The following is a 20,309-nucleotide window of genomic DNA, read 5'->3' as shown; positions in this document are numbered from 1 at the left end:
TCGGCCTGCTCGGCGGCGACACGCTCTGCCTCCAGGCGCGCGGCCTCGGCCTGCTCAGCGGCAACACGCTCGGCTTCCAGGCGCGCGGCTTCGGCCTGCTCTGCTTGCGGCGGCGCGGATTGGACCTCTGAGCTTACTGTCTCAGGCTGGGGTTGGGCCTCGCTGTCCTTCAGCTCGGAGGCGTCCTCACTGGCGGTTTGCTCGGTCTGCTCTGGCTTGGGTTCGTTGCGACGAAACCAGGAAAATAAGCCTTTGGCCATACTTTGTACCCTATACCTCTGCCTTGCTTCCCCATTGGGGGGAAAGGCTTGCTAAAATGGCGAACTTTTCTGGGGCCATAGTCTACCCAGAATTGTGTCAAAAACCGAGGTCACCATGGCGCGAGCCCCCCGTCGAAAACCGCAACAATCTCAGGCCAGCAAGCGGGAAGGCCAGATCCGAATCATCAGCGGCCAGTGGCGTGGCCGGCGTTTGCCGGTGCCCGAGCTCGAGGGCCTGCGTCCCACCACGGATCGGGTCCGTGAGACCCTGTTCAACTGGTTGATGGGGGAACTGCAGGGCGCGCGGATTCTGGATTGCTTTAGCGGCAGTGGCGCCCTGGCGTTTGAATCCCTGTCCCGATACGCCGGCTTTGCCACCTTGATGGAGCGGGATGCCAAGGTGGCGTCGGGCTTGCAGCGCAACCTCAAGAGCCTTGGCGCGACTCAGGCCGAGGTCTGCCAGGGCGATACCCTGGCGCAACTGGAGCGTCCTGCCAGCGCACCCTACGACTTGGTGTTTGTCGACCCGCCATTTCGTCAGTCGCTGCTGGCACCCTGCCTGGAGCGACTGGAACAGAACGGCTACCTGACGCCGTCGGCCTGGATCTACGTCGAAAGCGAGAAGGAACTGGCAATGTCTGCCGTGCCAGCCAGCTGGCGATTGCACCGAGAGAAGATCGCCGGCCAGGTGGCCTATCGCTTATACCAACGAACCTTTAACGAGAACTCCTGATGGATCAATTCCTTTCCTGGGCTAAGGCGGGCATGGTTGCCGCCTGGCTGATTATGCTGGTCAACCTGATCTTCCCCTGGCCGCAACCCTATGGGCTGGCGCTGCAGATCCTGCTGCAGATCACCCTGGCGGCCCACCTGGCCTACTGCGCCGGCTTTCGCGTGCGCCAGGGCAAGCCACAGCCCTGGTCGGTGTACCAGGCACTAATGCTTTACGGCCTGTTCGCCCTGATCGAGTGGAGCCGGGCCAGCAAAAGGTAACTCGGACCGGGCCATAACACAGCGGTTGTGGCCCGCCTCCTGGGCCTGGCGTAGCCGCTGCTCCAGCAGGCTGATGGGCAGATGGCCCTCGCCGGACCAGACCATGACCCCCATAGAGACGGTCAATCCCATCCCTTCGCCATCCAGCATCGGTAAGCGCTGGACCGCACAGCGCAGCTGTTCCGCCTGGGCCAACAGGTCCTCACTGCGCACCCCGGAAACCAGCAGCAGCAAGCGCGCCTCCGACCAGCGCACCAGCATATCCTGGGGACGCAGCGATTGCCCCAGCACCTGCCCCACCAGGGTCAGGGCGTGCTCGGCCCCGCTCAGTCCCGCCCGAACCAGCAGCTCAGCGAACTGATCCAGCTCCATCAACACCACCCCGAGGGGATGGCTGCCCGCCAGGCTGCTCTGCTGACGCAGCCCCCACTCCTTCATCGCCGGCAGCCCCAGCTCCAGGGCCCGCCGATTGGCCAGCCCGGTAACCGGGTCTTGCCGGGCCAGGCCATCCAGCTCACGACACAGCGACAGCATCGCTAGCTCGCCCTCAATGATCGCCACCACCGAGCGCATCAGGCTTTGCCAGGCCTCCGGCAGGGGGTGCGCCTTGGTATCAAACAGGCACAAGGTGGCAAACACCTCGCCTTGAGGGTCACGCACCGGCATGCCGAGGTAACATTGCACCCCGGCGCTGGCTTCACGACCGGACTGCCATTGGGGGTCGGCCGCCACATCCTCCACCTGGACCACCTTGGCCTGGCGCATCACCTGCTCGCAAAACAGATCGAAGATGGGAAAACGCTCACCGGCCGCGGCCTGAGGTGGGCAGCCCTGGTTGGTGCTCAGTACATGCAGCTCCACCTCGGTACAGCGGGCAAGGTAGACACCAGGCATACCAGTAGCCTGGGCCAGGGTATCCAACAGCCGCTGCCATTGGGCCTCGGCATGGTGTTCCAACTGGTGCAATGGGGTCATGTCCACTCCTGGGGTCCGCAAGCGGATGATCAAAATCCCGGCTTAACGGTGGCGGGCTGGGGGAGGTGCGTTTTGTCTCGGGTCGAGCCCGTGGTACAGCCTCAGTGTGGTCGAGGGGGCCGAACCACGCCAGAAATCAGGCGGGTATATGAGTGAAATGACACCAGAAAACAAAGAGTAAATTTCTTCGACCCGAGCCGGTAACAGCTCCGTTTTTCCTGTCATTACCAGCGGAAAAACTGGCTTTCTCTTCTCCCCACCCAGTCTCTCTTTCATCAGGTAAAACTAACCTGTGAGCCGGATCGCGAACACCAGAACCGGGCGAATTTTATTGTATGCACACCGAGCGTTAAGGCGCGCCTGATCACATGGCCAGGCCAGCCTGGTGCCTTTTCACGCAACCCAGTTCTGACAAAGCACAGCGGCACACTCCGCAGAATAATCATCCCGGGCATTGATGCCTCTAGAACAACTACGGAGTGATGATGATGAATAAGAGCAAAGTCGGATGGCTGGTGGCCTCCGCTTTAGCCATCGGCCTGGCGGGCTGTGCCGATGATGGCAAGGACGGCTCAGGTGGCGCAGCGGGGCCGGAGGGGCCTCAGGGCCCGGATGGTAACCCGGGTTCGCCGGTCGCCACCGTTGCCGACAAACTGGATTTCTCTATCCTGGAGACCGGCATTAATGACAAGGGCCAGCTGGTTGCCACCGTCAAGGTAACCAACGAACAGGGCCTGGCCGTCATCAAGATGCCCGACATGTACTATGTCACAGGCCAAATGACCGCCGAGGGCGAACGGGGCCAGCGCCAGATGTTTGAGCGTGGCAACTGCAATGTCGATTGCCTGGAAGAGATCGGCGACGGCACCTATACCCTGACAGCGCCGGGCATCCTTGCCGACTTTGAGCACTACCAGGCTGAGGCGGCCAAGCTGTTCTACGTGATGGACTTCAAGAAGGGCACCGGCATCGAGATCCCACAACTGGGCAGCTTCAATGGCACCGGCGGGGCGGCACACTACTTCATGGAGGACGGCTCCGAGGTGGCACTGCAAAAGGCGATGGTGGCGACCGAGTCCTGCCACTCCTGCCACACAGACATTGCCCATACCCACAGCATGCCCGCTTACACCGGGGTACACTTCAACGATGACCTCACCAGCTGCCTGGTCTGCCATGCCGACGAAGGGGCCAACAGCAAAGGGGTGATCTCAGAGCGGATCCACCGCTGGCACACCGGCCTGCCCAAAGGCTACGTCACCCCGGGCTATGACTGCACCGCCTGCCACGTGAGCGAGGCCACCGAGGCCCTGCCGCAGGGGGCTGACTGGCTGGCCACTAGCACAGACGACCGGGCCTGCCTGTCCTGTCACACCGAATCCCACCAGATCGACAACTGTGCCTCCTGCCACGATGTTGCCAGCAAGCACCTGTCTCCGCTGGCTGCCAAAGAGAAGGCGCGCAACAGCTACAGCTTCAAGGTAGTGGAGGCCAGCTGGACACCGACCACGGATAGCCGCGGCCTTTATGCCTGGGTCAAGGACAGCGACGGCAAGCCGGCCTACTTCGACAAAGACGGTAACCCCTGGGTGTCCGATGACAAGTACTACATGCGTGACAATGGCGAGATCACCCGCGCCGATCACCTGTACAACACTGCCGAGGTCCGCTTCACCGTGGAGATCCTCGACGCCGAGGGCAAACCGGTCGCCGAGGCGCCCAAATCCGGGGACATCTTCCAGCACGCCCGGGTCACCCTGACCTACGGCATGGAGAACGACTACGTCCACCTGACCCGGGATGCCTACATCGACCATGCGGAGAACCGTCCCAATGGCCGTCTGTCTCGCCGTGGCAACCATACTGTCAGCTTCAACTACCTGGGCAAGACCCCGGTGGCGGAAGACAAGGCCAAGGGGCTTTACACCTACGTGATCTCCGGCGAGTTTGACCGGGGTGAATCCAAGGTGGTGGGCGGCGATGATTACATCATCCAAAGCGGCGGCGCCACCGGTCTGGTTATCCCGACCGGGATGGAGGGACAAAGCGCCCTGATCGCCACCGAGGCGGTGATGTACTATGACCCGCAAACCGGCGCACCCACGGTCGGCGGCGACCATGTCGAGCGCCAGATCTCCCACTACACCTTCTTCAACCAAGATGGCCTGCTGGAGCAGCAAGACTGGCGTCGCCAGGTGGTCTCCAACGACAATTGTGCCTCCTGCCACGGTGAGCGGGTCTACGGCTACCACGGTCGCCGTAACGATCTGGAGCAGCAATGCCAGGCCTGCCACTTCCCCAGCAATACCGAGTGGGATGGGGTGCACATGGACAACGTGTTTGCGCCGCAGGATCCGGTACAGGACCACATCAGCTGGAACATCTATGTCCACGCCCTGCATGCGCAAAAACGTGAAGAGCAGCAAGCCGATGGGGTTAGCTGGCCCGGGTTGGCCGACGGCTCGGTCGCCGCTGGCAGCAAGGACGCCTACCGCGTCTTTACCTACCCGGCCCGGCTCAGTGATTGTGCCCAGTGCCACGTGGCAGGCAGCGTCCGGCTGGACTTGGTGGAGCGCATCTCGCCGGTGCTGACCCGCAAAGACTACGCCATGGGCGACGACTTCGACCCAGCCACGCCGATCCCGGTGTATGCCACCAGCCCGGCCTCGGCCACCTGCTGGTCCTGCCATGGCGGCGCCGACAAGGAAGGGGTGAAGGCCCACATGGAACTCAACGGCGGCGTGTTTGAGCTGCTGCTGGATGACACCAACTCGACCTGGGACGGTGATGCTATCGTCGACATCGCCTTCCCAACCCGAGAAGCCTGCTCAGCTTGTCACACTCCGACCAAGCTGGAAGCGGCACACGCGTTCTAAGAGACACTTCCAACAATCTCAGAACCCAACAAGGGCGCCGCAAGGCGCCCTTTCTTGTGGCCGAAGGTCAAAGCGAAGCGCTTTATTCCGGCAGTGCCTGGGGTACCACAAACTCCTGCACTAGCTTCACCAATCGGTCGGCCAGGCCCGGCGGGTAGCGACGGTAAGCCCGGGTGCGTTGTACCAGGTAGTGCTGCGGTGGCGGAATCGAGGCAAACAACCGGCGCACCTGTTGCTCGGGCAGGGCGGCCGCCCGCAGCCCGGGAATGTTCGAAAGCATCGGGATCATCTGTCGTGGGGCAAAGGCAAAGGCGTTAAGGGACAACAGATTGGCAATCCACTCCTCCCTGTCGTCAACGCAGACCACCTTGGGCAGGGTCACCCCTTTGCGCTGGCAGAACATCTCGAATGGATCGACCCGGTCATTGAACCCCGGCGAGCGGTAGTAGGTGAAATTGAAGCGGGCGAGTTCGTTCAGATCCAGTTGGGGGAAACCATGCCACAGGGGATGATCCTCCGCCGCCACCAGGCTTGGCCGGGCAACGGCGCCGAGGAAGGTGAGCTCCAGATCGATACGATCAGGCCGCTCGACGGCGATGCCGAGATCGATCTCCCCTTTGGCCAGTCGCTCCGCCGAGCCCGGGCGCCACTGCACCAGCTGGATATCCCCCTGGGGGTAGAAGTAGGGTTGCTGACGGATCCGCAACGCCAGTGGCACCAGCATGGTGGTGTTCACCGCCAGCACCAGGTCCTGGCTCTGCTGTGCGGTGGCCAGGCCACTGCTGACCAGATCGGTCATGGCATCGGTGCAGTTGCAAACCAGTGGGTAGAGCGCCTTTGCCCGTGCGGTGGCCTCCAGCCCCTGGTGACGGCGAACGAACAGCTCATCCTGGAAGGTCAGCCGCAACTGGCTCAGGCTGCGACTGATGGTGGGGGCCGAGACCCCAAGCTCGGTGGCCACCAGGTTGGCATTGCCACTTTCAAACACCGCCTTGAACACCCAGAGATTGAAGGTACTCAGTGCCCGTACTTGCTCCAACATGCCCAAGGTCCTCGCCGCCCAAGCCAGATAAACGCCCGAAAAAGACGCTTATCTGGCAGGCTAATGCTTTGACTAAGCTAGGGAAAATGTTCTGTTGGTTTTTTCGGCGGCGCTCACGAGCCGCAATACTGGATCAATTACCGATGAGCCCGGCGATGCCATCGAGGAACATCTGCACCGACAGCATCAGCAGGATCATCCCCATCAGGCGCTCGATCGCCTTCAGCCCCCGCTCGCCCAAAACCCGCAGGAACACGCCGGACAGCATCAGGGTCGCCGCGGTGATCGCCCAGGCCCCCACTGTGGCCAGGGTCCAGTCCACCATCCGGTTGGGATCCTGGTGTGCCAGCAGGATCAGGGTGGCCAGCACCGAGGGGCCCGCCAGCAGGGGCACCGCTAGGGGCACGATCAACGGCTCTTCGCCGGCATCCAGACCGGTCACGCTGCCCTTGTCCGGGAAGATCATGCGCAAACCGATGATGAACAGGATGATCGCCCCGGAGATCGACACCGCCTGGGAGGACAGATTGAGGAAGTTCAGGAAGGCCTCGCCGGCGTAGAGGAACACCAGCATGATCAACAGGGCGATCAGCAGCTCGCGGATCAGGATAAACCGTCGCCGGGAGGGCGCCACGTGGCGCAGCACCGAGCTGAAGATCGGCAGGTTGCCGAGGGGGTCCATGATGAACAGCAGCATGACCGCGGCGGTGATCGTTTCCATAAATATCCAAGGTGTTGGGGACGGCCCCGGGTTTCAGAGGCCGGAAGTATAGTGCCCCAAGGGCACGACCTGCCAGCTTCTGGTCCAGCAACCGACTGAGGACTAAGGCTTTCCTTATCGTTCTGCACCGGCTTCTTGCGGCTTCACAAACAGGGTTACTGACGCCTACTTTGCCGCGATCTTCGAGCTTTCTGCAAAGAACTGATATTCAAGCTTATGTTTTCAATCGTTTCATTATAAATTAAGCCTCACACCTCCTCTCTTGAGTATCACTTTCGGAACGGATTGCATTGATGAAGTCGGTGCCTTTGAAACACGCCAGGGTAGGCATGTTTGTGGTCGAGATACCTGGTCATCCCGCGTTGACCCTGGCCCGCCAGGGGCTGATCAGCAGCCCGGAGCTGCTCGCTCAGATGGCGCGGGAGGGCGTAACACAGCTGATCGTCGATCCGAGTCGCTCCCAGGTGAGCACCCCGGCCCCGCCGCCGTCCCCCTTGAGTGCGCCCCCCACCGGGCCCAGGGCCGCCAGCCTCAGCGACGAATTGCAACGGGCCCGCAGCCTGTACAGTCGCAGCCGACGGCTACAGCAAAAATCCATGCACCAGGTGCGACAGGGGCAGCCCCTTGACCTGGGTGAGTTTGAGCTGCTGACCACCGATCTGATCGACAGTGGTGCTCGCAACGATGCGGCGCTCTCCTGCCTGCGCCAGATCCGCAACAAAGACGAGTACCTGCTGCAGCATTCGGTGGCGGTTGCCACTTTGATGCTGTTGTTTGCTCGTCATCTGGGCTACCGCGACGACCTGCTGCACCAGATGGTGCTGGGGGCTTTGCTGCACGATGTTGGCAAGGTGCTGGTGAAGTCCGAGATCCTCAACAAGCCAGGCAAGCTCACCGATGAGGAGTTTGCCCATATGAAAGACCACGCCCGATTCGGCGCCGACATCATGAAGCGGACCCCGGGGATCACCGCGATCACCCTGGATATCGTGGCCAACCACCACGAAAAGCTGGATGGCAGTGGTTATCCCAATGGCTTGGCGGCGGATCAGCTCAGTACCTTCGCCCGGATGATCACCCTGTGTGACATGTACGATGCGATGACCAGCGAGCGGGTCTATCATCGAGCCATGACCCCGCCCCAGGCCCTCAAGCTGATGCGCAGCATGGCACCGGAAAAGCTCGACAGTGAACTGCTGGGCCAGTTCATTCGCTGCATTGGCCTCTACCCGGTGGGCTCGATGGTGGCGCTGTCCAATGGCCAGCTGGCCGTGGTGATGGAGAACCACCCCACCTTGCCCCACAAGCCTCGGGTTAAAACCGTCTATAGCCTGACCGATCGCCGTCATATCATGGCCAGGGAGCTGGAGCTGACCCAGCATAACGTCACCATCCAGCATGCGGTCGATCCGGCCCAGTACAAGCTGGAACTGGCCAACTACCTCTGATGAACTATCTGATCGCCAGCCTGCTGATCCTGGCCGTGGGTCCACTTCTGTTCCACGCCCTGCGCGGGCTGCCACGCTTCCTCGATAGCATCACCGCCTTCGTAATGGTGACCCTGGCGGGGCTGATCCTGTTCGATATCCTGCCCAGCCTTTGGCGCCTGGGTGGTCCCTGGATCCTGCCCTTCCTGCTGCTGGGGGTGGCGGGGCCGACCCTGGCAGAGCGGGGCTTCCAGCGCATCTCCGGACTGACCCACAACCTGACCCTGAGCCTGGGCCTGATGGGGTTGATGCTGCATACCCTGACCGACGGCAGCGCCCTGGCGCTGGCCAGCCAGGCCCAGGGTCACCCGCTGCTGGCATTGGGGGTGGTGCTGCACAGGTTGCCCGCTGGCCTGGCGGTGTGGTGGTTGCTGCGCCCCGCCTTTGGCCGTACCGCGGCCAGTGCCGCCCTGGGGCTGATGATGCTGTGCACCGTACTGGGCTTTACCCTGGGGGAAACCGTACTGGCACCGCTGGCCAGCACCGAGCTGGTCTGGTTACAAGCCTTTGTCACCGGCTCCATTTTGCATGTGTTACTGCATCGCCCCCATGAGCACCAGCATGAGGCAGACGACCACCGCCACGGCCTGCAGCTGAGCACTGGCCACTACCTGGGGGCCGCCATCGGCCTGTTGTTCCTGGCGCTGCTGATGCTGTCCCACGGCACTCACGATCATCACCCCGGCCACTCACACGACCATTCCGAGCACCCTCACTGAGCCAGACCGGCGCCATAGATTCTCCTATGCTTAGGCCAATCAACCGAGGAATCCGATGTTTGCACGCATCGCCCAAGGCCTGCTGAAGCTGGCGGGCTGGCGCATCGAGGGGCAGTTACCACCGCAGCGCCAATACATCGCCATCGTTGCGCCCCACACCAGCAACTGGGACTTCATCCTGGGGGTGCTGTGCCGGGCGGTGCTTAAGGTGCCAGCCCGCTTTATTGGCAAGCACCAGCTGTTTCGGCCCCCACTGGGCTGGCTGATGCGGGCGATGGGCGGCCGGCCGGTGGATCGGCGCCGCAGCAATAACCTGGTGGAAGGGGTGGTGGAGCTGTTCCAGCAGGAGCCGGATTTTGTCCTAGCCCTGGCACCGGAGGGCACTCGGGGCGCCGTGAACCGCTGGAAGACCGGCTTCTATCACATCGCCCAAGGAGCCAAGGTGCCGATCTTCCCGGTGGCGCTGGATTATCGCCACCGCCGCATTGTGCTGGGCCCCTGGCTTGAACCCGGTGACAGCAAGGCCGCCGATATGGCGCAGCTGCTGGCGTTCTTCCGCTGTTACCAGGGCAAGGTTCGCCAGCCCGTACCGCACTACTCTCCGAAGCCCTGAGGCTCCATCTGGCCTTGTTTGGTCTTAATTGGCCCGCTGCAGCGCCCGCAGATCGGCGCCGGTGGGCTGCTGCATCGCTCTCAGTTCAAACTGGGGCAGCACCGCCAGGGCATGATCAAAGATGTCCGCCTGGATCCCTTCGTACACCGGCCAGCGGGTGTCATTGGTAAAACAGTAGATCTCCAGCGGCAGGCCACTGTCGGTGGGGGCCAGCTGGCGCACCATCAGGGTCATCTCCTTGTGGATCTGGGGATGCTCATTGAGATAGCGCTGCAGGTAGGCACGGAAACAGCCTACGTTGGTGAGGCGGCGGCCATTGGCGGGTTGTTCCTGGTGGGGCAGGGGAGCGTTGTAAGCCGACAGCTCCGCCTCTTTGCTCACCAGGTGCGGTGCCAACAGGTTGATGGAGCCCAGTCGCTGCTCCAGCTCGGCATCGAGAAAGCGGACTGAGTGCAGATCGATCAGCAGGGCACGCTTGATCCGGCGGCCGCCGGACTCCTGCATACCACGCCAGTTTCGAAACGAATCCGCCACCAGCGCCCGGGCCGGGATCATGCTGATGGTCTTATCCCAGTTCTGCACCTTGACCGTGGTCAGCGACACCTCGATGACATCGCCATCGGCACCATACTTATCCATCTGGATCCAGTCACCGGGGCTGACCATGCGGTTGGCTGAGAGCTGGATCCCGGCGACGAAGCCGAGGATCGCATCCTGGAACACCAGCATGATCAAACCCGCCGCCACCCCCAGGCCGGACAGCAGGTAAACCGGTGATTTGCCCAGCAGCATTGAGACCAGCAGGATGGCCGCCACGATGAACAGCAGCAGCTTGGCTACCTGTACCAGGGACTGCACCGGCAGCCGGCGCGCCAGGGTGCTACGCAGCGCCACGTCATGGGCGGTATCGGCAACCGCATAGAGCAGCCGCACCACCGCCAGCAGGATCCCAACCTCCAACACGAAGGTCACCAGGCGATCCCAGCCCGGATAGGCAGCAAACACCATGGAGGTGAACAGATCCAGCAACACCAGCGGCAGGATCCGCGCCACCTTCTCGACGATGCGGTGCTGCTTGACCGGGGCCGACCAGGGACCGGGGATGGTGTAGGCCAGGGTCTCCACCCCTTTGCTGGCCGCCCGCTTGAACACCTGGTAGCCGACCAGGGCCAATACGGAAGCGACCAGGGCCAGCAGGGCGGCGGTCTCCCAGTCGTTACCCTGCACGGGGAGTCCCATCTGGGTCAGGCCATCAGCCAGTTTGTTTTGCAGACTCTGCCGGATCTCGGTTTCCACCGGACGTTCTCCTGTCATTCGCTATGGATCTCAGGATACCGTGCCAGCAAAAGAAAAACCCCCCGAAATCTCGGGGGGTTAGCGAGCCATATTGAACTGAACCGCGGTCAGCTCGACAGCGAAGGCAGCAAGGCCGTGGGGAGTAACCGGTTGTAGCTGGCTTCGGCCAGCAGGCCGGTGGCCTGATCGATGTCCGGGGCAAAGAAGCGGTCCTGGTCATAGAAAGGCACCCGGGCCCGCAGCTCGGCCTTAGCCTGCTCCACCGCCGGGCTGGCCTTGAGCGGGGCGCGGAAATCCAGCCCCTGGCAGGCCGCCAACAGCTCCACCGCCAATACTCCACGGCTGTTGCTGGCCATCTCCCGCAACCGGCGGGCGGCAAAGGTGGCCATGGAGACATGATCCTCCTGGTTGGCCGAGGTGGGCAGGCTGTCCACCGAGGCCGGATGGGCCAGGCTCTTGTTCTCACTGGCCAGCGCTGCGGCGGTCACCTGGGCGATCATAAAGCCGGAATTCACCCCGCCATTGTCCACCAAGAAGGCCGGCAGCCCGGACAGGTTACGGTCGATCAGCAAGGCGATGCGCCGCTCCGCCAGGGCACCGATCTCGGCGATGGCGATGGCCAGGTTGTCCGCCGCCATCGCCACAGGTTCGGCGTGGAAGTTACCGCCGGAGATAAAGTCCGCCTCGCCCTCCTCGCTACCCGGGAACACCAGCGGGTTGTCGGTGACGCCATTGGATTCCACCGCCAATACCTCCGCCGCCTGGCGCAGCTGGGTCAGGCAGGCCCCCATCACCTGGGGCTGACAGCGCAGCGAGTAGGGGTCTTGCACCTTGTCGCAGTTGGCGTGGCTGTCCCCCAGCTCCGACTGGCTGGCCAGCAGATGACGGAAGGTGGCGGCAGCATCGATTTGGCCCTGCTGGCCGCGCACCGCATGGACCCTTGGGTCGAACGGGCGTCGACTGCCCAATGCCGCCTCGACGCTGATGGCACCGACCACCGCGGCACCGGCCCACAGATCCTCCGCCAGGAACAGCCCCTCCAGCGCCAGGGCGGTGGAGGCCTGGGTGCCGTTGAGCAGGGCCAGGCCCTCTTTGGCCGCCAGGGTCATCGGCTTGAGTCCGGCCTTGGCCATGCCCTCGGTGGCGCTGATCAGCTCGCCTTGATGGCGTACCTGACCCTCGCCAAGCAGCGGCAGCACCATATGGGCCAGCGGCGCCAGATCACCGGACGCCCCCACCGAGCCTTTCTCCGGCACCAGCGGGTACACCTCGGCATTGACCAGGGCGATCAGGGCATCGATGACACTGCGACGAATGCCGGAGAAGCCACGGGCCAGGGCGTTGATCTTGAGCACCATCATCAGCCGCACGGTGGCGTCTGCCATCGGCTCACCGGTACCGGCGGCATGAGACAGCACGATGGAGCGCTGCAGCAGCTCGAGATCTTCCTTAGCGATGCGGGTGTTGGCCAGCAGGCCAAAGCCGGTGTTGATGCCATACACCACCTGACCGCTGTCGATCACCTGGGCCACCGCGGCGGCGCTGGCATCGATGGCGGGGTAGGCGGCGTCATCCAGACTGAGGGTAACGCCATCGCGACTGATGGCGCGTAGCTGAGCCAGGGTCAGTTGGCCGGGAACCAGTCGCAGCATCATGGCGTCTCCTCCCCGTTCAGGCTGGGCAGATCCAGCTGTTGCTCCTGGGCGCAGCGCTGGGCGATGTCGTAGCCGGCGTCGGCATGGCGCATCACCCCGGTAGCCGGGTCATTCCACAGTACGCGGGCCAGGCGGGCATCCGCCTCGTCCGTGCCGTCACAGCAGATCACCACGCCGCTGTGCTGGGAGAAGCCCATGCCGACGCCGCCGCCATGGTGCAGGCTGACCCAGGTGGCGCCCCCGGCGGTGTTGAGCAGGGCGTTGAGCAGCGGCCAGTCGGACACGGCATCGGAGCCGTCCTTCATGCTCTCGGTCTCCCGGTTGGGGGAGGCCACCGAGCCGGAGTCCAGGTGGTCACGGCCGATCACCACCGGCGCCTTGAGCTCGCCGTTCTTCACCATCTCATTAAAGGCCCGGCCCAGGCGGGCCCGGTCCTTCAGGCCAACCCAGCAGATCCGCGCCGGCAGGCCCTGGAACTGGATCCGCTCTCGCGCCATATCCAGCCAGTTGTGCAGGTGGGGGTCGTCCGGGATCAGCTCCTTCACCTTCTGATCGGTCTTGTAGATGTCCTCGGGATCGCCAGACAGGGCGGCCCAGCGGAACGGACCGATCCCCTCACAAAACAGCGGGCGGATGTAGGCGGGGACAAAGCCGGGGAAGTCGAAGGCGTTCTCGACCCCCTCCTCCAGCGCCATCTGACGGATGTTGTTGCCGTAATCCAGGGTAGCGGCACCGCGGCTTTGTAGCGCCAGCATCGCCTGCACCTGCACCGCCATCGAGGCCTTGGCGGCCTTCACCACCGCCTGAGGATCTTGTTCGCGCAGGGTCTTGGCCTGATCCAGACTCCAGCCCTGGGGCAGGTAGCCGTTGAGCGGGTCGTGGGCGGAGGTTTGATCTGTCACCACGTCCGGGGTCACTCCCCGGGCCACCAGCTCGGCAAACACATCGGCGGCGTTGCCCAGCAGGCCCACCGACAGGGCCTCACCCTTGGCCACGGCGGCGTCGATCATCGCCAATGCCTCGTCCAGGGAGCGGGCCTTCTTGTCGACGTAGCCGGTGCGCAGACGGAAATCGATGCGAGTCTCGTCGCACTCCACCGCCAGGCAGCTGAAGCCCGCCATGGTGGCAGCCAGCGGCTGGGCACCGCCCATTCCACCCAGACCGCCGGTGAGGATCCAACGTCCCGCCGCCTGACCGGCAAAGTGCTGCTTGGCCACCGCCACAAAGGTCTCGTAGGTGCCCTGGACGATGCCCTGGGTGCCGATGTAGATCCAGGAGCCGGCGGTCATCTGGCCGTACATCGCCAGGCCCTGCTTATCCAGCTCGTTGAAGTGGTCCCAGTTGGCCCAGTGGGGCACCAGGTTGGAGTTGGCGATCAGTACCCGCGGGGCATCGGCGTGGGTTTTGAACACCCCCACCGGCTTACCGGACTGAACCAGCAGGGTTTCATCCGCCTCCAGTCGCTTCAGCGTCTCGACAATGCGGTCGTAGCTGGGCCAATCCCGAGCGGCCCGGCCAATGCCACCGTACACCACCAGGTCTTCCGGCCGCTCCGCCACCTCAGGATCCAGGTTGTTCATCAGCATCCGCAGCGGTGCCTCGGTCAGCCAGCTCTTGGCATTGAGCTCGGTGCCGCGGGGAGCGCGGATCTGGCGCTTGGGATCGTGTCGTGTGTTGGTACTCATGGGTGTTCCTTACTCCGATTCAACCATCAGGTGGCCCCCGAGCCGAAACCGGCTGCCGGGGTGCAATAACCTGGCGTAACTCACCACACCCTGGGCACTCCAGGTGCGGCGCTGGATCTGCAGGCAGGGCTCGCTGCTGGCCAGGGCCAACAAACGGCACTGCTCCATGCTGGGCGTCACCGCCTCGATCAAATGGTGTGCCTGGGTCAACGGGGCGACCTGGCACAGGTATTCATGGGGGGTCTGTTGCTCAAAGGGCTGGGCCAGGTAATCCGGCACCAGCGCAGGGTTAACGAAGCGATCCTCCAGCTGCACCGGCGACTCGTTCTCCAGGTGCACCAGGCAGGAGCGATAGAGGGTCTCCCCCGGGGCCAGCCCCAGGGCGATGGCCGCCTCCGGCTGGGCCGGCTGTGGCTCCAGCAGTAACAGTTCGGCCCGGTGCCGGTGACCGCGCTGGCGGATCTCGTCGGCGATATTGCGGATCGCCATCATGCTGCCTTGGGATTGGAAGGGGGCGACAAAGGTGCCCAAACCCTGGGCGCGGGTCAGCAGCCCCTGTTCCACCAACTCGGTCAGGGCACGACGTGCGGTCATGCGGCTGCAGCCATACTGTTGGGCCAGGGCATTCTCCGAGGGCAGCCGGTGCTGTTCCCCCCATTCCCCCTGGGCAATCTTTTCCCTGATGGCGCGCTTGATGGACTCAAACTTGGCGATCATAGCGTCAATCCGTGCAATCCTTGTGCAGCTCACCTTGTCACAGACAAGTTGTATATACAAGAATATACCGACACAATGGCATAACAACGACGTAGCAATCGAGGGATGAGATGGACTGGGATGAACTCTGGCTGGACGTAAACATCGCCACCCTGGATCCGGCACAAACCGGCGCCTATGGGGCGATCAAGGACGGCGCTGTTGCGATTAAAGACGGCAAGATCGCCTGGATAGGCCCACGTCAGCAGCTGCCGGAGATCGATCCCTTTGCCCTGCCGATCCAGCGCGGAAATGGCGGCTGGTTAACCCCGGGCCTGGTGGATTGCCACACCCACCTGCTGTTTGGTGGCAGCCGGGCCCGAGAGTTCGAACTGCGATTAGAAGGCGCCAGCTACGAGACCATCGCCCGCCAGGGAGGTGGGATCCTCTCCACCGTGGCCGCCACCCGGGCCGCTGATGAGGAACAGCTGTTTCACCATGGGCGCAAGCGCCTCAACGCCCTGCTGCGTGAAGGGGTCACCACGGTGGAGATCAAATCCGGCTATGGCCTTGAGCTGGCCACCGAGCAACGCCAGCTCACCGTGGCCCGGGAGCTGGGGCGGGTGCACCCGATAGAGGTGCACACCACCTTCCTCGGTGCCCACGCCCTGCCAACCGAGTTTCAGCACGACGGCGATGGCTACATCGATGACCTGGTCCAGCGGCAGCTGCCGACCCTGGCGCAAGCGGGCCTGGTGGATGCGGTAGACGCCTTCTGTGAGAACATCGGTTTTAGCCCGGAGCAAACCGAGCGCCTGTTCCAGGCGGCCCAAGCCCTGGGCCTGCCGGTTAAGCTGCACGCCGAGCAGTTATCGAACCAGGGTGGCAGTGCCCTGGCTGCCCGCTACCAGGCCCTGTCGGTGGATCACCTGGAGTGGCTGGATGAGGCCGGGGTAAAAGCGCTGGCCGACAGCGGCACCGTGGCGGTGCTCTTGCCTGGCGCCTTTTACTGCCTGCGGGAAACCCGTTTGCCGCCCATTGAGCTGCTGCGTCAGTATGGCGTGCCGATGGCGGTAGCCTCCGACTACAACCCCGGCAGCAGCCCGCTGTGCTCCAGCCTGCTGATGCTCAACATGGCCTGCACCCAGTTCCGCCTGACCCCGGAAGAGGCGCTCACCGGATTAACCCGCCATGGCGCACAGGCGCTGGGCCAGGGCCATCGTATCGGTCATCTGGCGGTGGGGATGGACGCGGACATGGTGCTGTGGGACATCGAAAGCCCGGCAGAGCTGGCCTGGCAGTATGGCACCGGCCCCTGCCTGGCCGTGATCAAGGCAGGGGCTCAGGTACATCGGGGCTAGCCTCAAGCCGGCGGCAGCGCTACTATCCTTAGCCAAGCTCTAACTTTGGGACAGGGACAATGGGGATCAAAGCCATCATCGTGGACACCGCAGGGACCACCACGGATTTCCAGTTTATTAAAGAAGTACTGTTCTCCTACTCGGAGAACGCCATGGCGGATTTCATCGCCAACAGTAAGAACGACTTCGCCATCCAGACCTTACTGGATGACGTCAAGCAACTGGCCGGCAACCCGGATCTGGACGATGCCGCGCTGGCACAGCTGCTGGTGGATTGGATCCGCGATGACAGCAAGGCCACCCCGGTCAAGACCCTGCAGGGCCTGGTGTGGAAACAGGGCTACCTGAAAGGGGACTTCAAGGGTCACGTCTACGAGGACGCCGCCAAGGTCCTGACCCAGTGGAATGCCCTGGGTAAGCGACTCTACAGCTTCTCCTCCAGCTCCGCTGATGCCCAGGAGCTGCTGTTCAAGTACTCCAGCCAGGGCGATCTGAGCGGCCTGTTCTATGGCCACTTTGACACCAGCGTGGGGCAAAAGACCACGGTGCAGGCCTACAAGAACATCTTGAACACCGTCAGCCTGCGCCCGAGCCAGGTGCTCTACCTGTCTGACGACCTGGCCGAACTCAATGCCGCCCGTGAGGCTGGGCTGGTTACCTGCCAACTGGTGCGCAGCGACCAGGTACGTCAGGGTAGCCATGACAGCGCCCCGACCTTCGCCCAGGTTCGCACCTGAGTGCAGCGAGAATGCGCTAAGAGAAAGGCTTCGCACTCGAAGCCTTTTTTTCTGCCTAATCGAGCGGTACCAGAGCCTCGTTAAGCATCACGAACTCCACCTCGGCATCCTGCCAGGGACTGTCGCACACCCCGAGGGCATCACGCTGCTGAAAGCGTCCATCGGCGCTGATCCGGGCACCGCCATGGTGTGCCTGCTGCTGACAGGGTACCGAATAGACCACGCTCAACGGCCCCTCAGCCAGGTTGCGCCACTGTATCCAGCCCAGGTAATCCGCATCCCGCCCATCCTGGTCATTGCAGACTCGTGCTTCCAGCAACACCTCACCACTGGCCTCATCCCGGTATTGCTCCAGTTGGCATTGCACCTCGGCCAGTGCACCGCCTGACAGCAGCACCAATAGAATCATCCCTTTACGCATCGGCTCGCCTCCCTCTGCCTGAGCGGCGTTGTACCGCCCAGATTTCAAGCTAGTGGATCCGAACCGGCGTTGCCAAGATCGCCAAAGACAAATCCCGGAGACAAAAAAAGGCGCCGCACCTGGGTGCGACGCCTCTTTTGGCTGGATGCTATCAAGCACGCGCCGGGGCGACCTTCTTGTACATCGCCTCAATCTCCCGGGCAAAGCGCTCGTTGATCACCTTGCGACGCAGCTTCATGGTCGGGGTGATCTCACCCAGCTTCATGCAGAACTCTCGGTTCAGCAGGGTAAACTGCTTGACCTGTTCAAACCGCGCCAGCTCGGCCTGAACCGCCTTGAGGCGCTCCTCGAACAGGGCCTTCACCTGGGCATTTTCCACCAGATCCAGCTTGTCTTTGTACTGGATCCCTTTCTCCTTGGCCCAGCTTTCCAGCGCCTCGAAGGCCGGAACGATCAGGGCAGAGACATAGTTACGCGCATCGGCAACGATGGCGATCTGTTCCACCAGGGGATCCCGGGCCACCATCCCTTCCACCCGCTGGGGAGCGATGTACTTGCCGTTGGAGGTCTTCATCAGCTCCTTGATGCGATCGGTGATCAGCAGGCGACCTTGCGCATCCAGGCAACCGCAGTCGCCGGTCTTGAGCCAGCCATCCTCGGTGAAGGTGGCCTGGGTGTCTTCCGGGCGGTTGTAGTAGCCGCGCATCACGGTGTCGCCCTTCACCTGGATCTCATCGTTGTCGCCGATGCGTACCTGGGTCTCGGACATCGTGTTGCCGTTGGTGCCGATGCCGATCTTACCCGGCCAGTTGGCGGTCACGGTGGCAGTGGTCTCGGTCATGCCAAAGCCACACAGCACGGTCAGGCCCACCGACTGGAAGAACTCGTTCACCTTGGGATCCAACGCAGCGCCGCCGGCCGGCATAAAGCGGATACGACCACCCAGCTTCTCGCGCACCTTGGACAGCACCAGCTTGTCGGCCAGCGCCAGCTGCGCCTTGCTGATCGGCCCCATGGACGGGCCACCATTCTGCGCATGGAAGCGCTTCAGGCCCTGCTTCAGGGACCACATGAACAAGCCACGCTTGTGGCTTGGCGCCGTCTCCAGCTTCTCCATCACCGCAGAGTAGATCTTCTCGTACAGGCGCGGCACCGCACACATCACGTGGGGGCGGATCTCACCGAGGGCATCCTGAACCTTCATCGGGTCATCCAGGTAGGCGTTAGTCCCGCCCATACACAACACGTAGAGGGTCCAGCCACGTTCGAACACGTGGGACAGCGGCAGGAAGGCCAGGGAAACATCGCCTTCACCGAAGGGTACAAATTCCTGATGCTGACGGACAGTACTGGCGAAGTTGGTGTAGTCCAACATCACCCCTTTGGGTTCGCCGGTGGTGCCGGAGGTGTAAATCAGGGTCAGCAGGTCATTCAGGCTGGCCTCAGCTACACGCTGCTCCATAGCTGTTTGCTGATCAGCGTGGTCGGCTTCCAACAGATCCTTCAGGCGGTAGATCGCCACTGCACTGTCCACCGGACGCAGGGACTCCTCCATCAGGATGATCGCCTGCAGGCTCTCGCATTGATTGACCAGGGTCAGAGCCTTGTCGTACTGCTCCTGTCCCGCCACGAACAACACCTTGGCGCCGGCATCATTGATGATGTAGGCGGACTGTTCAGCGGTATTGGTGGGGTAGATAGGCGCACTGATCGCCCGGATCTGGGCAATGGCCAGATCGGCGATGGTCCACTCGGCACTGTTGTTGGCAAAGATCGCCACCTTGTCCTGTACCGCCAGTTGCAGCGACAGCAGGGCACGGGACAGGGCGTCCACCTGTTCGCCGAAGCGCTGCCAGGAGATATCCTGCCATTGCTCGCCGACCTTGTGGCGCAGCGCCGGGGCCTCCCCCATAGTGGCAAAACGGTCTCGCATCACCTTAACCAGGTGCAGTTGCTCGAGTGGTGTCTTCAAGGCTATCCCCCAGAGAATCTTTTAATTAGCGTACACCCGTACGCTTTATGGGTGCCAATCTTACGGCTTCAGGAACAAAATTGTACCCTTTGGCGCCGAAATTGCGCTCTTATGCACAGTTTTGCAGCAATCAGGCGACTTTGCTCGTAGAGAGTGAAAAAGGGGTTTATCAGGGTAAAGACAGAGAGTTAACAACTGTTCGCAGTAGGCTTTAGAGTCTTAGCTCGACAATGGCCCATCAAACCGCCGATCTCGCCCCCAGGATAGGGCAGGGCCGCTTGGTACCCGCCCGGTTACCCTGCCTCAAGAGACCTCAACCAGCCCACGAAACAGCTGTATGCAGAATGAGCCAACCGCCTATCAAGCTGCAGACGGCAAGAGGGCAGGGCATTGCCCTATCTCCAGATAGAAGAAGGCACGGTGAGCAGGAGACGCGAAGCTTGGGTGAGAGCGACGCAGCTATCGAACGCGGAGGCAGGGCGAAATGGACCGTTGCGCAGCAACGCAGCCACTGAGGTGGAGGCAGGGTGAGAGCGACCGTCGCGTAGCGGCGCAGCACTCGAACGCGGAGACAGGAGTCGCAGCCGGACTTTGAAGGAGGCCATGGATGGCCGAATGAAAAGCCGACAGGAGGGCTCCCACATGGATGTGCAGAGCCACTGAATGGCAAATACGAAAAGCCCCTGTCCAAAGGACAGGGGCTTAATCTTAATAGGTGTCTGATAGGCAGGATGCCTGAATGCCGCGATGCCATGGATGGCAAGGAGCGGCGGGCAGTGACCAAGGCTCACATGGACTCT

Annotated in this window: 17 protein-coding genes and 1 pseudogene; 8 read left to right on the top strand and 10 right to left on the bottom strand. The window is 62.6% G+C overall.

The genetic code is table 11. The features are described 5' to 3' along the window. Positions 1–260 (bottom strand): annotated as a pseudogene (locus tag BUC04_RS23980) (signal recognition particle-docking protein FtsY); the annotation flags it as partial. A 115-nt stretch (positions 261–375) separates the two neighbouring features. On the opposite strand from BUC04_RS23980, the gene rsmD reads away from it, so the two are divergent. After that, positions 376–993 (top strand): 16S rRNA (guanine(966)-N(2))-methyltransferase RsmD, encoded by a 618-nt coding sequence (rsmD, locus tag BUC04_RS14645; protein ID WP_067659865.1) that lies wholly within the window; start codon positions 376–378, stop codon positions 991–993. Continuing rightward, the gene (locus tag BUC04_RS14640) at positions 993–1,253 is read left to right on the top strand and encodes a DUF1145 domain-containing protein (RefSeq protein WP_067659868.1); all 261 of its coding nucleotides are present in this window, start codon (positions 993–995) and stop codon (positions 1,251–1,253) included. The genes rsmD and BUC04_RS14640 overlap by 1 nt, the downstream gene beginning before the upstream one ends. Here the strand turns inward: BUC04_RS14640 and BUC04_RS14635 are convergent. Next, positions 1,197–2,228, bottom strand: coding sequence for a sensor domain-containing diguanylate cyclase (locus BUC04_RS14635; RefSeq protein WP_067659871.1), 1,032 nt, complete (start codon positions 2,226–2,228; stop codon positions 1,197–1,199). The genes BUC04_RS14640 and BUC04_RS14635 overlap by 57 nt on opposite strands. 488 nt (positions 2,229–2,716) lie before the next feature. Here BUC04_RS14635 and BUC04_RS14630 point away from each other — a divergent pair, with 488 nt between their 5' ends. Beyond that, the gene (locus tag BUC04_RS14630) at positions 2,717–5,104 is read left to right on the top strand and encodes a multiheme c-type cytochrome (protein ID WP_143165736.1); all 2,388 of its coding nucleotides are present in this window, start codon (positions 2,717–2,719) and stop codon (positions 5,102–5,104) included. Positions 5,105–5,186: 82 nt separating this feature from the next. On the opposite strand, the gene BUC04_RS14625 is transcribed toward BUC04_RS14630, so the two are convergent. Together BUC04_RS14625 and BUC04_RS14620 are read right to left on the bottom strand one after the other, a co-directional pair. Next, entirely contained in the window at positions 5,187–6,146 is a 960-nt protein-coding gene (locus BUC04_RS14625; protein ID WP_067659877.1) for a LysR family transcriptional regulator, read from the bottom strand. A gap of 133 nt (positions 6,147–6,279) precedes the next feature. Next, the gene (locus tag BUC04_RS14620; protein ID WP_067659879.1) at positions 6,280–6,867 is read right to left on the bottom strand and encodes a YhgN family NAAT transporter; all 588 of its coding nucleotides are present in this window, start codon (positions 6,865–6,867) and stop codon (positions 6,280–6,282) included. 293 nt (positions 6,868–7,160) lie between these two features. Here BUC04_RS14620 and BUC04_RS14615 point away from each other — a divergent pair, with 293 nt between their 5' ends. From BUC04_RS14615 to BUC04_RS14605, 3 genes are read left to right on the top strand one after another with little or no spacing between them, the layout of a single operon-like run. Then, positions 7,161–8,315, top strand: coding sequence for an HD-GYP domain-containing protein (locus BUC04_RS14615; protein ID WP_082766666.1), 1,155 nt, complete (start codon positions 7,161–7,163; stop codon positions 8,313–8,315). Further along, positions 8,315–9,073 (top strand): ZIP family metal transporter, encoded by a 759-nt coding sequence (locus BUC04_RS14610; protein WP_067659883.1) that lies wholly within the window; start codon positions 8,315–8,317, stop codon positions 9,071–9,073. The genes BUC04_RS14615 and BUC04_RS14610 overlap by 1 nt, the downstream gene beginning before the upstream one ends. Before the next feature lie 55 nt (positions 9,074–9,128). Next, a complete protein-coding gene (locus tag BUC04_RS14605; RefSeq protein ID WP_067659884.1) occupies positions 9,129–9,686 on the top strand; it encodes a lysophospholipid acyltransferase family protein in 558 nt (185 codons plus the stop codon). Between the two features lie 24 nt (positions 9,687–9,710). Here BUC04_RS14605 and BUC04_RS14600 read toward each other — a convergent pair whose 3' ends face one another. From BUC04_RS14600 to hutC, 4 genes are all read right to left on the bottom strand, one after another. Continuing rightward, positions 9,711–11,000: a mechanosensitive ion channel family protein gene (locus tag BUC04_RS14600; protein WP_169799587.1), complete on the bottom strand. Its 1,290-nt coding sequence runs from the start codon at positions 10,998–11,000 to the stop codon at positions 9,711–9,713. A gap of 89 nt (positions 11,001–11,089) precedes the next feature. Continuing rightward, positions 11,090–12,637, bottom strand: a complete 1,548-nt coding sequence (hutH, locus tag BUC04_RS14595; protein ID WP_067659885.1) for a histidine ammonia-lyase — start codon at positions 12,635–12,637, stop codon at positions 11,090–11,092. Beyond that, entirely contained in the window at positions 12,634–14,322 is a 1,689-nt protein-coding gene (gene hutU, locus BUC04_RS14590) for a urocanate hydratase (RefSeq protein WP_067659886.1), read from the bottom strand. Before hutU ends, hutH begins: the two co-directional genes overlap by 4 nt. A 9-nt stretch (positions 14,323–14,331) precedes the next feature. Continuing rightward, positions 14,332–15,039, bottom strand: coding sequence for a histidine utilization repressor (gene hutC, locus BUC04_RS14585; protein WP_067659888.1), 708 nt, complete (start codon positions 15,037–15,039; stop codon positions 14,332–14,334). A 110-nt stretch (positions 15,040–15,149) separates the two neighbouring features. Between hutC and hutI the strand changes: the two genes are divergently transcribed. Together hutI and mtnC are read left to right on the top strand one after the other, a co-directional pair. Then, positions 15,150–16,379, top strand: coding sequence for an imidazolonepropionase (gene hutI, locus BUC04_RS14580; protein WP_067659890.1), 1,230 nt, complete (start codon positions 15,150–15,152; stop codon positions 16,377–16,379). A 59-nt stretch (positions 16,380–16,438) separates the two neighbouring features. Next, the gene (gene mtnC / locus BUC04_RS14575; protein WP_067659893.1) at positions 16,439–17,116 is read left to right on the top strand and encodes an acireductone synthase; all 678 of its coding nucleotides are present in this window, start codon (positions 16,439–16,441) and stop codon (positions 17,114–17,116) included. Positions 17,117–17,171: 55 nt separating this feature from the next. Here the strand turns inward: mtnC and BUC04_RS14570 are convergent, their stop codons facing one another. Together BUC04_RS14570 and BUC04_RS14565 are read right to left on the bottom strand one after the other, a co-directional pair. Then, positions 17,172–17,537: a hypothetical protein gene (locus BUC04_RS14570; protein ID WP_067659895.1), complete on the bottom strand. Its 366-nt coding sequence runs from the start codon at positions 17,535–17,537 to the stop codon at positions 17,172–17,174. A 151-nt stretch (positions 17,538–17,688) separates the two neighbouring features. Then, positions 17,689–19,470, bottom strand: coding sequence for an AMP-dependent synthetase/ligase (locus tag BUC04_RS14565; protein WP_067659899.1), 1,782 nt, complete (start codon positions 19,468–19,470; stop codon positions 17,689–17,691). Positions 19,471–20,309: the final 839 nt, after the last annotated feature.

Source organism: Ferrimonas marina (assembly GCF_900129905.1).
GTDB classification, from domain to species: Bacteria; Pseudomonadota; Gammaproteobacteria; order Enterobacterales; family Shewanellaceae; genus Ferrimonas; species Ferrimonas marina.
The sequence above is the reverse complement of the archived record's forward strand: the minus strand, read 5'-3'. Positions and strand labels throughout refer to the sequence as shown.